This window comes from Paenibacillus taichungensis, assembly GCF_003287275.1.
GTDB lineage: Bacteria > Bacillota > Bacilli > Paenibacillales > Paenibacillaceae > Paenibacillus > Paenibacillus taichungensis_A.
This window is the reverse complement of the sequence record NZ_QEVW01000015.1, coordinates 326,672-338,282: the sequence shown is the minus strand read 5'-3', so window position 1 is coordinate 338,282 and position 11,611 is coordinate 326,672. Positions and strand designations below refer to the sequence as shown.

The following is an 11,611-nucleotide window of genomic DNA, read 5'->3' as shown; positions in this document are numbered from 1 at the left end:
AATCGTGTCATCCCGATTTTTGTATGCGGGTGTAGTTCAATGGTAGAACTTTAGCCTTCCAAGCTAATAGCGTGGGTTCGATTCCCATCACCCGCTTCATGGTAACAACAAAGAGAGCTCTTGCTTATTGCAAGAGCTCTTTTTGATATAGTAAGCTGAAATAAGAATATAGTGGGAGGACTTATGAAAAATAAAATAGAAGCGCCAAAGATTCCACTGGAACTCGAAGACTTATCGTTAACTTTAGAAGCATGGGAGAGTAAAGAAGAAATCAAGCATGGGCGATTCACCAATATCTCTATTGAGAATCAGAGTGCCAGCAGGGTTTCCTTCGATAAAGTGGTCTTTGAGAACGTGATCTTTAGCCAGTCCTCTCTCCCCGAGGTCGAGCTTACTGATGTGATTTTTGATAAATGCGATTTGTCTAATATGGATTTTAACGGTTCTTTCCTCCACCGGACAGAATTTAGAAACTGTAAATTGCTTGGTACCAATTTTGCAAACAGCAGGCTCCAAAATGTAAGTTTTCAGGGCTGTGTAGCTGACCTATCTTTATTTCGATTCTCCAAGTTTAAACAGGTGAAGTACACGGAATGTTCTCTGGTGAGCGGCGATTTCTTCGAAGCTACTCCCCAAAAATTGGAGTTTTCTGAATGCAATATAGATCAAGCTCTTTTGTCTGGTGTTAAGCTTAAGGGAATGGACCTTAGTGACTGTAGCTTTGAAAGATTACACGTGGATATTGAGGATCTGAACGGATGCATCATCTCAGATGCTCAAGCAGCCTCTTTTGTTGGTCTATTAGGTTTAATTGTGAAGTAGCGCTGCTGGGACTTGTAATGAGAGTTGGGGCTAATTATTTCTTTTGCCGCATGTTTGATTATGCGAGTGATCTTTGTTTAAATGAAGAGATCAATGAATGTACAATTTCATGCTTTCACTGATAAAAAGGAGGCGCATTATGAAAAGGGCTCTGGTTATTGGAGGAAATGGAACATTAGGCAAGGCTGTTGTTGCGAAGCTTCAAGAATATTCCGTTGAGGTCATTACAGCCGGCAGGCAATCCGGTGATTACCAGGTGGATATGACATCCACAGAGAGTATTACATCCCTTTTTGAAACGGTGACTAATATAGATTATGTCATTGTTGCAGCAGGCCAGACCCATTATGCGAAGTTGGAGGAGCTGACCCCTGAGAACAACATGATTAGTGTGCAGGGGAAATTACTTGGTCAAGTGAACATCGTCTTGATTGGGCAGCACTACATCAACGATAAGGGAAGCTTTACGCTGGTCAGCGGCATTATACAGGACCATCCCATTCTGAAAGGCGCATCCAGTGCTATGGTTAACGGTGCAATTGATTCGTTTGCCAAAGCAGCAGCGTATGAGTTACCCCGAGGGATACGTCTGAATTCAGTCAGTCCAAACCTGTTTGTTGAATCCGCAGAGAAATATAAGGGTGTGTTTATCGGATTTAATCCGGTGCCTGTGGAGCGGGTCGCCAATACGTTTATCCAGAGTGCACTTGGGATCGAAACAGCCCAGACCTTTAAAATATACTAACTGTATGGAATATTAAATAAAGGAGATCAACAGAATGTTCCTGTTGATCTCCTTTTGTTTTGGATGAAAAGGAATTTAGGTTTGAATGTGCAGATAAACCAAACATATCATTGTATATTTAAACGATACTGTAAGGGTAACGGCTATGATCCATTTCGTTTCATTAAGAACACAGACATGCTTACGTTTCAAGCTGTGCTGATTCTTACCCCATTAGGAACAATATATGGACTCATACAGTATAGACTGCAACAACTAGTTAATATCTTTCCAAGATGAGCTGAGTTTTCAGACCATCTGCTGGAATGAGCCAGTTTTTGTTTTCCAGCACTTGCATCAGTTGGGTACGCAGTCCGGAAACAGCTGTAGAATCTGCTGTTTTGAACGAAATCTCTACGATATTCTCTACACCTGTGCCTGCTGCGTTACGAATCGGCCATACTTCAAGGGTGAGTTCCTGTCCATTCCATGTGCCTTCATAACGTTGGAATGTTACCGGGCCGTAGGCACGGGATGCCGTGAGTTGTTGTTTACCCCAGTTGGAGGAGGACCAATTTTTTAATTTGCCAGGCAGCTTGTCCAATAACATGCTCAAGGCTTCCTGCTGTGATGGAAGTTGTACGCCGGTAGCTTTGGTATCCACCTTTTTAGTGTTGGAGAAGCTCAAGGTTTGTTTGCCATATCCCCAGTCAATTTCAGCCTCGTAGTTATCATCTGACGCATCAAATCCTTCTTGGTTAGCCAGAGTCAACGCTGCATTAACATCACCATTAATAACAGGATAGCGCTTTTTATAAGTCAGTTCATAATTGTTCTTGTCATCCTTTTTCCGAAAACGGACATTCCATCCCTGTTGATCCAGGTTGAGCGTGTTGGTGTCGAAATACTCTGCACTAATGTTTCTTGCTGTGGAGCTCAAACCAAGTGTCTGAATGACTTCACTGCGTGGTGTCCCATCTGTGTTTAATACCAGCTCCGGCTTAGCCAGGAACTTCACTTCATAAGCGGGAACGGCGTTAGCTGCTGCTGAGGCCTGTGGTGCTTCCAGAAACGTCAGTCCACTTCCCAATGTCACGATGCTCAGCATGAATGAGGCGGTTACCTTTTTCCATTTTTTCAAAACCAATCACTCCCTAGGCTGGATTAACGTACAGACCCACTTTATCGTCCGAGTATATGAAAGCGATTAAATGGAAGGGCTCGTTGCGTTAACCCTGCATAGATTTGATGAATGCCAATCGATAGTTTATATGGGATAGCAGGATCATGAATTAAAAAGAGAGAGGCTGTGACTCATGTCCCGCAGTACTTCCTTGAAGCGGTTTACCTGGACTGAAGGATGACGATCCTTGTTGTGGACGGTGTAAATATGCCGCGGAGCCTGCTCACCTGGAATGGGGAGGACCTTGATCAGTCCATGCTGCTCTTCCCACTGTACGGCCATTCGTGACATGAACGAGATATGACCGCCGAGTAGAACCAACTGTTTGATTGCTTCCAGAGAGTCCATCTCAACGGTGCTCCGCAGACGAATATCATGTTGCTCCAGCCATTGGTTGGTTAAACGTCGAGTGCTGGATTCATTGCCATGCAGTGCAAAGGGAACTTGTGCCATATGCTCAGGTTTTAGCACATCTCTCTGAGCCAAGGCATGCTGTGGAGAGCAGATTAATACGAGATCATCCTCACATAGTGTTTCTGCTTGCAGTACCGGACCTACGAATGGCTCGGAAGAGATCACACCCAGATCAATCTGGTGACGGATCAACATTTCACGGATCACGGGTGAAGGTTTGACCGATAACATAATTCGAATACCGGGGAATTCCTGAGAAAATGTATTCAAAATAGGCGGTAGCAGATATGTTGCAGGTACATAACTCGCTCCAATGTGCAGGGTGCCCCGATAGAGGCTGTCATATTCCTGTACTACCCGGCGTGCTTCCTGGGTCAGGGCATTGATTTTGACGGAATAATGTAAAAGGGCTTGTCCAGCCTCGGTGAGAAACGTCTTTCCACTACGCGATTCGAATAATCGCACCCCCATCTCTTCCTCCAAAGACTTCATATGAAAGGTAACAGTAGGCTGCTTGATACCGAGAAGCTCGGCCACGCTGGTCATATGATGATGCTTATCAATAAGTTCAACAATTTGCAGTTTAATCAGGTTCAACGAACTCAACACTCCTCTCCGGTAACTTTGAATCACCTTATATAGATTTAATCTATGAAGATCAACAGAATTCATCTAAAAAGTTAATTCCCATTTTACATTTCTAACATACAACTCGCGAAGGCGGACGTTAGACTGAGAACAGTACAAGAAGACAGGCAGGGATGCTTATGGAAATGGAAATTAGGGGAATTCAAAAATCATTCAATCGCACTCCCGCGCTGCTGCCCACAGATTTAACACTTCAGCATGGACAGTTCACGACGCTACTCGGCCCATCCGGCTGTGGCAAAACGACGTTGCTGCGCATGCTGGCGGGGCTGGAGCAACCGGATGCGGGAGAAATCGTTGCGGATGGCAAGAGTTTCTACTCTGCGACGAAGCGAATAGATGTACCGACACATAAGCGTAATCTGGGCATGGTGTTTCAGGATTTTGCATTATGGCCGCATATGACAGTATACGAAAATGTGGCGTTCGGTCTGAAGGCTGGAAAGCAGAAGTCTGATCTACGCCAGAAGGTGACCGAAGCACTTGGCATGGTTCGCCTGCAAGGCATGGAGGATCGTTATCCTCATCAGCTGTCGGGAGGACAGCAGCAACGGGTTGCTTTTGCCAGAGCGGTAGCAGTAAGACCGGGGATTATTCTGTTCGATGAGCCACTAAGTGCACTGGATGCCGTGCTGCGGGAAGAGATGCGAATTGAGATGATGTCATTGGTACGGGACATGGGACTGACAGCGCTGTACGTCACCCATGATCAGGTTGAGGCGATGTCGATGTCGGATGAGATTGTGGTGATGGAGAAGGGGCGCATATTGCAAAAGGGAACCCCGGAAACGATCTACGCATCGCCAAGCGATCCTTTTGTTGCTTCGTTTATCGGAAAGTCCAACTGGCTTACGCCTAATCAGTCCATGGTGAGACCGGAACATGTCTCCTGGAGCAAAACAGGTCATGATGATCTGTGTTATCAGGCAGTAGTGCTCAGCGTCAGTTATGTAGGTGAACGTTATGAAATTCGGGTGCAGATGGAGGGACTGGGTGTATGGACAGCCTATCTGGATCGAAGAGTACGCGTAGGGGAGAAGGTTCAGCTCTATGTAGCCCCGGAGCGGATCTGCCGAATGAACGGAGAAGATACTCCGATTGTAAAGCCTAGAGAGTTCATCGCAGCAGCCAACTGATCATGATGAGCATACAGCGTGAATTTGCAGAAACGTGAATACAAATATAATCAGAAACCAAGGGAGATGGAATGAAAATGTTGGGTATGAAAACACGGAAAAGAAGCGCGATGCTGTTATTATCAGCGGTAATGAGTATCAGTTTGTTCGGATGCAGTACAGGTAATTCAACTACCGGGAATGCGGGTCAAGCTGCTGGGGAAGGCAGTACGGCTACTGCATCGGCGGAAACAACAAAACCAGCCGGCGGTAAGCTGGTATTGTACAGTGCAGGACCTCAGAAGCTGGCGGATAACATCATCAGCGGATTTACTGCCAAGACGGGCATTGAAGTGGAGATGTTCCAGGGCACGACAGGCAAAATTCTGGCTCGCATGGAAGCTGAAAAATCCAATCCGGTAGCGGACGTGGTTATCCTGGCCTCCCTGCCTTCGGCACAAGCACTGAAAGCGGACGGTCTAACACTTCCATATCCTGATGCAGAAAATTCAGACAAGCTGAACAAGGATTGGTCGGATGCCGACGGCAACTATTTTAGCTCCAGTGCTTCGGCACTCGGAATCGTCTACAATACGAAGCTGGTGTCCACGCCACCAACCAGTTGGGCTGAGCTGGCAACACCTGCCTGGAAGGACGCAGTCAATATCCCTGATCCTACACTGTCCGGTTCAGCGCTGGACTTCATTACGGGTTACCTGAGTGTGAATGGAGATAAGGGATGGGACTTGCTGGATAGCTACAAGGCAAATGGTGTAGCAATGGCAGGAGCGAATCAGGAAGCGCTTGACCCGGTCATTACGGGAGCGAAAAGCATCGTAGCAGCTGGTGTGGACTACATGGCGTATTCCTCCAAGTCCAAAGGTGAACCGCTGGACATCGTATATCCAGAGGAAGGGACTGTAATCAGTCCAAGACCGGCAGCAATTCTGAAATCGAGTCAGAATGTGGAGAATGCCAAGGCATTTATCGATTACCTGTTGTCTGATGAGGCACAAAAGCTTGTTGCAGATGCTTACCTGATTCCTGGACGTGAAGACATCGAGGCGGCTAATCGGGCAAATCTAAAAGATATTCCGCAGCTTAAAGTGGATTGGAACTGGATGAGTGAACACGGAGATGAGACAGCGGCACGTTTCTCCGAGACTTTTAAATAAGAATAGTGTTATGACGAGCAACTAGAGCGACTTAGAGTGAAGAGACGATTGTCTTGTGGAAGTCATGTGAGGTGAAATCGTAGTGAAACCTGTTGTAGTAGACAACAACCGTATTTTTCGGAGAGTGGGCGTGATTCTGGCCCTTTTTCTGCTAACGATAAGCATTGGTGTACCGCTCTTGCTGATTTTCTGGCAAAGTGTGTATCCGGATGGGAAATGGGATTGGATGGCTCCGATTCGGACCATTACCGGACAGCATTTATCTGGTGTTCTGCTGAATTCCGTCTGGCTGGGGATCTGCGTGGTAGCTGTAACAACGCTGCTGGCATTGCCACTGGCCTGGATGATGGCGAAGACCCGCATGGGTCAGCATCGCTGGGTGGACGTGATCCTGATGATTCCGTTCATGACCCCGCCGTATATCGGCTCCATGGGATGGATTCTGTTTATGCAAAAAGGAGGATATCTGCAGCAATGGGTGCCCTCCGCTGCGAGCTGGAGTGAGTTGTTCTTCAGCTTCTGGGGCATGGTGCTCATTATGAGCCTACATCTGTTCCCTTTCCTGTATCTATTGCTTCGGGATGCCATCATTCGCATTGGAGGCAACTTGGAAGAAGCGGGAGCGGTGCACGGGGGACGTGCGGGATACCGATTCAGACGCATTATTTTGCCACTGCTGTTGTCTTCCTATGGCATGGGGATCATGCTTGTCTTTGTCAAAACGATTGCGGAATTTGGAACACCGGCCACCTTCGGGCGCCGTATTGGTTATTATGTCATGACCTCTGAAATCCACAAGTATATCTCCAGTTGGCCGATTGATTTTGGCAAGGCAACCTCGCTTGCATCGGTTCTGCTGTCGGTATGTCTGGTGATGTGGTACATGCAGTCTGCCATGAGTCGAAAGTTCACCTACCGTCTGGTAGGAGGCAAAGGGCAGCGTTCCAAACGGTACTCTCTGCGAGGTGGAACCGGTTGGTTGTGCGGGGTGTATCTCGCAGTGCTACTGATTCTGTCGGTGGGCATTCCGTATTTCTCCATTATTGCTGCATCGACCATGAAGCTGCGCGGTGCGGGATTGTCCTTGGACAATCTGACGCTGGATCACTACCGGGAATTGCTGTCCTGGGGATCAGTTAGTATGAAAGCCATCGGGAACAGCCTAGGGCTTTCACTGGCAGCTTCAACGGTTGCGGTTATTATCGGTACAGGTTTTGCACTGGCGATTGGTAAATCGTCTTCCTTTATGCAGCGTGTCATTGACCTGTTCAGTCTGCTGCCGAATACGGTACCTGGCATTGTCATGGTGGTGGGTCTCATCCTGTTCTGGAATTCACCATGGATGCCGTTCACTCTGTACAACTCGTACGGAATGGTTGTTCTGACGTATGTGGTACTCTTCTTGCCGTACACGGTGCAGTATGTCAAATCAAGCTTCACTCAGATCGACGGAGCGTTGTTCCAGGCGGGTCAGGTCTTTGGCGGAAGACCGTTATATATTCTGCGGCGCATTCTTCTGCCTCTGATTATCCCCGGTATGTTGGCTGGGTGGATGATGACATTCACTATTGCCACCCGGGAGCTGGTGGGATCACTGTTGATTTTGCCTCCATCGATGCAGACATCAGCAACGTATATTTTTGCACAGTTTGAACAAGGCCAGGTGTCGCTTGGAATGGCCATGGCTGTTGTAACAGTCGGCATGACGGTACTGATGCTGCTCGGCATTGAACTATTGAATTCGAAGAGAAAGTGGAATGCATCATGATTAAACTGAAGGTATGGGGCGGCGCCGGGGAACACGGGCGCTCTGCCTATCTCCTGAGCGGGAGCCGGGTTCAACTTTTGCTGGATTGTGGCGTGAAAAAAGAAGGAGCCGGGGAGTATCCGTTGATTGAACCGGAAATCGTTAAAGAGCTGGATGTGGTCTTGTTGTCTCACGCCCATGAGGATCATTCTGTTGCTATTCCGTTGCTCTATAGAATGGGATATCAGGGTGAAGTATGGACGACGCGGGAAACCAGGGAGCAATTGGACACCTACTTCAGAGCTTGGCGAAGAAATATGGAGAGAGCAGGACACACCCTCCCATACGAAGAAGGCGATGAAAAACGGATTCGCTACCGATTTTTGGAGGACGAAGCCGAGGGTGGTACCTGGTTTGAAATGGTCCCTGGCGTCTCGGTGGTGTGGGGGCGCAGTGGACACCTTGCAGGATCGGTATGGTTCGGGCTGGAAATGGAAGATAAGCACATATTCTATTCCGGTGATTACACTTCCGAATCCATGCTTTTGCAGGCGGATTGTCCAACAGATGTACTCTGGCAGGCAAGGGTACCACGTAACAGGCGTGGATACGATGCCCCAGTTAGTCAACGTTGGAAATCGGATATACGAACCGTTGTGAATGGTGGGCATGTTGTTGCAGGAGAGCCCTCCGCATCGCAGACTCTTCCCTTTGCTGCATCCGAAGGGATGTTACGATCTCACGTATCAGCAGGTAGAACTGTGGAGCAAGGGGATGCCTATGCCATATCTAAGAGAGTAGAAGTGAACAAAGCACCTTCAATTGGTCTGCTGGATTTGGCTATTATGGATGCCGCCTATGGAACAGATCGCGATACGCAAGACAACAAGCTGGAGCAGCTGGAACAGGCCATTCATGAGACGATTGCCCGGGGTGGAAAGGTGCTAATGCCTATGCCCTCGGTGGGGCGTGGTCAGGAAATCATGCTGTGGGCACAGCAGCAGTTCCCGGACGTTCCGATTGTAGTGGAACAAGGGCTGGTAGACGGACTGAAGCAGCTTTTGCGTGCTCCATATTGGCTAAAGGAAAAGGAAGGACACATACCGGGTTCTGTGAAGGAAGCGATTGGGGGTTTTCTAAGGGATCATGGATGGGAAATGCCTGTGACAAAGGAAGAGCGAGAGCGGCTGCTGCATCAACATGCTGCCTCTTTGTGGTTCATTCCGGACGGGATGATGCAGTCCTCTCTTGCTCGCTGGTACTATAGCCAGTTTGCGGACGATGAACATAATCTGGTACTGCTCACTGGGCATGTCTCTGCCGGCACCTATGCTTACAAGCTGTTGCAGAATCCTGAAAAACACGGAGCGTGCGAGGTACAGAAGATTCGTTATAAGGTGCATCAGGGTTGGAAGGATGTCGAGAGAATGCTGCATCAGATTCCTGCGAGGCATACGGTACTTGTACACGCGGATCGGGCAGAGACGGATAAACTGAGAGAAGGCTTGCTCAGCGAAAAATCGGTCTCGGGCAAAGGGATTTTGCATTCGCTATCTCCTGGAGATGAGCTGTATCTGTAAGTTGAATTTGATAAAGATTGTATCGATGTAGGACGTCCCTGTGGACGTCTTTTTGAATGTGGATTTTTAATAAAAAATAGCATGATGAGAAGTTATGCTTCTCATCATGCAAAGGAGACGATTCAAGGAGAGAATCATTCGGATATCATCTGGTATCTTGTAAAATTAGATTAGGGCTCGCGCTGAATAGGATGCTCCAGCTCTGAATGGCCCATCAAGCTATCCAGGGCTTCACCGTCCACCAGTATATCGATACTTTCTACTTCATCGTATTGAAACATCGTCTGGGTCAATGCATCCAATGCAAGCAGCTCGCCACTGGTTCCTAATTTGGCTTCATCCGGGATATGAACATCCAAAGTGACTTTGCCGTCGCCATACTGTAGGGAGAGCAATTCGACTTTTTCCCAGAGGGATACAAGCTCCGAATCGGTATTGCTTTGTAAAGCTTCAAATGTTTTTTTGTATTTCTCGGAATCGTCCTTGTATTCAATTTCCTGCTCTTTTTTCTCAAGTTCCAGTACCTGGGCGTCTGCGAAATACACATCAACCGCTTGTGTGTTCATTGTGCCCAGATCCACCTTTGTTTCGGATGGGTTTGGTGACTGTCCCCCCTGAACAGCAGGTTCGGCCGATCCGGATTCACTGACTGGTTTCTGAGCACAACCAATGCCAACCATCATTAAGAAGGATAAGACGAGTGCACATCCCAATTTCGTTTTCAATGGATCACATCCTCCAGCATATTTACATTATGTTTTATCATTTAATTTATACCCAGATATTCCTTAATTCCATCTGCTATCGCCTGAGCGGCTTTCATCTGAACAACATCGGACGACATCAGCTCTTCATCCATAACGTTACTCAGGAATCCTACTTCCAAAAGTACTGCAGCCATGGTTGTATCTCTGATCACTTCCAAGTTGCCATTTTTCACACCACGGTCTTTGAGCCCCATGGCTTTAACCAAACGTTGATGAATGATGTTAGCTAATTCCTTGCTGCTGCTGCGTTGATAGTAGAACGTCTCTGTACCTGTCGCCTGGGGTGAGGACTCCACATTATTGCCATGGATAGATACAAATACATCCGCGTTTAATTGATTCGCGAGCTGAACACGCTCCGGGCGAGTGGGATAAGTATCACCGTCACGAGTCATCACCAATTCGATATCCGGCTCATTGAGAAGCAGTGCTTGTACTTTGAGAGCCAATGCCAGATTGTATTCTTTCTCGGGTTTGTTGGTGATGCTGGTTGAACCTGGATCTTTACCCCCATGGCCTGGGTCGATGACAACGACCTTGCGTCCTGAATCACCTGCAGGAGTTACAGGAACGGTGGCGGCATTATCTCCAGCAACATTCAGATCAATAATTAGTTTATCGGCAATGATGTTCTGGCTGTACTGTACATCCTTCACCTGATTCAATTCAACGACAATTCGAACTTGACCAGGGTCTTGTTTAAAAAGAGAATACCTAACTTCCTTTACATTGGGGTATGCGTCTACATTCAATTTGCCATTCATGTTTTGATTCAAAGGTTGCGGCAGATCACCAAATACTGCTCCGGGCAAATCCACAACCAATCGATCGGGGTTCTTCAACGTCGTCATCACGGGTTTGGATTCGCCATCCATAGACACGACGAGCTGATTGTTGGCAAATTGGATATCGGTAACATGTGTTAATGATGTTGAGTTACCGTTTTCTGAACCGTTGCCCGGCTCAACATTGGGTACTTTACTGGTGTCTGTGTTGATTAAGTATACAATCTTCTCCTTGTTGTTCCATTTCACGTTGAGTCCCATTTGTTCGCTGACAAATCGAATGGGTACCACCGTGGTGTTATTTAAAATGAGTGGGGCTGTGTTCAGGGTAACTTGCTTGTCAGCGACCATGGCTTGCTTTTGATCAACGGTTAAAGAAATCGTTTTGTCATTTTGCTGAATCTTTACATTACGTGTATCTTGATTCCAATCCACTTTGAATTTCAAATTCTCGGCAACAACACGGATCGGAATCATCACATTTTTATTCACGATGGTCACCTGAACGTCACTTGGGAGGATTAATTCCTCGCCGTCCAAGAAGATTTTCGATGTGTTTGCAGCGGCATTTCCCTGATGAGGGAGTACAACCAGCAAAAACAGACTCAAAAACAGGAGTAAAATCGTTTTCTTCATTATGTGCACCTCTAC

At 47.3% G+C, this 11,611-nt stretch carries 10 protein-coding genes and 1 tRNA gene; 7 read left to right on the top strand and 4 right to left on the bottom strand.

The features are described from left to right. Positions 1-25: 25 nt before the first annotated feature. The 3 genes from DC345_RS23870 to DC345_RS23860 all read left to right on the top strand — a co-directional run bounded on the left by DC345_RS23870 (position 26) and on the right by DC345_RS23860 (position 1,567). Positions 26-96: transfer RNA gene (locus DC345_RS23870), tRNA-Gly, on the top strand. An 87-nt stretch (positions 97-183) separates the two neighbouring features. Beyond that, positions 184-822 carry a pentapeptide repeat-containing protein gene (locus tag DC345_RS23865; RefSeq protein ID WP_113055313.1) on the top strand — a complete coding sequence of 213 codons (639 nt, stop codon included), beginning with the start codon at positions 184-186 and terminating at the stop codon, positions 820-822. A gap of 139 nt (positions 823-961) precedes the next feature. Continuing rightward, the gene (locus DC345_RS23860) at positions 962-1,567 is read left to right on the top strand and encodes a short chain dehydrogenase (RefSeq protein WP_053780037.1); all 606 of its coding nucleotides are present in this window, start codon (positions 962-964) and stop codon (positions 1,565-1,567) included. Between the two features lie 259 nt (positions 1,568-1,826). Here the strand turns inward: DC345_RS23860 and DC345_RS23855 are convergent, their stop codons facing one another. Continuing rightward, on the bottom strand, positions 1,827-2,687 hold the full coding sequence (locus tag DC345_RS23855; protein ID WP_113055312.1) for a CYTH domain-containing protein: 861 nt from the start codon (positions 2,685-2,687) through the stop codon (positions 1,827-1,829). 144 nt (positions 2,688-2,831) lie between these two features. Then, complete coding sequence (locus DC345_RS23850; protein WP_113055311.1) at positions 2,832-3,740, bottom strand: LysR family transcriptional regulator; 909 nt, start codon at positions 3,738-3,740, stop codon at positions 2,832-2,834. 170 nt (positions 3,741-3,910) lie between these two features. Here DC345_RS23850 and DC345_RS23845 point away from each other — a divergent pair, with 170 nt between their 5' ends. The 4 genes from DC345_RS23845 (at position 3,911) to DC345_RS23830 (ending at position 9,408) form a co-directional block, all read left to right on the top strand. Further along, positions 3,911-4,927 carry an ABC transporter ATP-binding protein gene (locus tag DC345_RS23845; protein ID WP_113055329.1) on the top strand — a complete coding sequence of 339 codons (1,017 nt, stop codon included), beginning with the start codon at positions 3,911-3,913 and terminating at the stop codon, positions 4,925-4,927. A gap of 77 nt (positions 4,928-5,004) precedes the next feature. Further along, entirely contained in the window at positions 5,005-6,081 is a 1,077-nt protein-coding gene (locus DC345_RS23840; protein WP_113055310.1) for an ABC transporter substrate-binding protein, read from the top strand. An 82-nt stretch (positions 6,082-6,163) separates the two neighbouring features. Further along, positions 6,164-7,849 (top strand): ABC transporter permease, encoded by a 1,686-nt coding sequence (locus DC345_RS23835; RefSeq protein ID WP_113055309.1) that lies wholly within the window; start codon positions 6,164-6,166, stop codon positions 7,847-7,849. Next, positions 7,846-9,408 (top strand): MBL fold metallo-hydrolase, encoded by a 1,563-nt coding sequence (locus DC345_RS23830; protein WP_113055308.1) that lies wholly within the window; start codon positions 7,846-7,848, stop codon positions 9,406-9,408. The genes DC345_RS23835 and DC345_RS23830 overlap by 4 nt, the downstream gene beginning before the upstream one ends. 170 nt (positions 9,409-9,578) lie before the next feature. On the opposite strand, the gene DC345_RS23825 is transcribed toward DC345_RS23830, so the two are convergent. Next, entirely contained in the window at positions 9,579-10,133 is a 555-nt protein-coding gene (locus DC345_RS23825; protein WP_113055307.1) for a GerMN domain-containing protein, read from the bottom strand. A 41-nt stretch (positions 10,134-10,174) separates the two neighbouring features. Then, a complete protein-coding gene (locus DC345_RS23820; protein WP_113055306.1) occupies positions 10,175-11,596 on the bottom strand; it encodes an N-acetylmuramoyl-L-alanine amidase family protein in 1,422 nt (473 codons plus the stop codon). Positions 11,597-11,611: the final 15 nt, after the last annotated feature.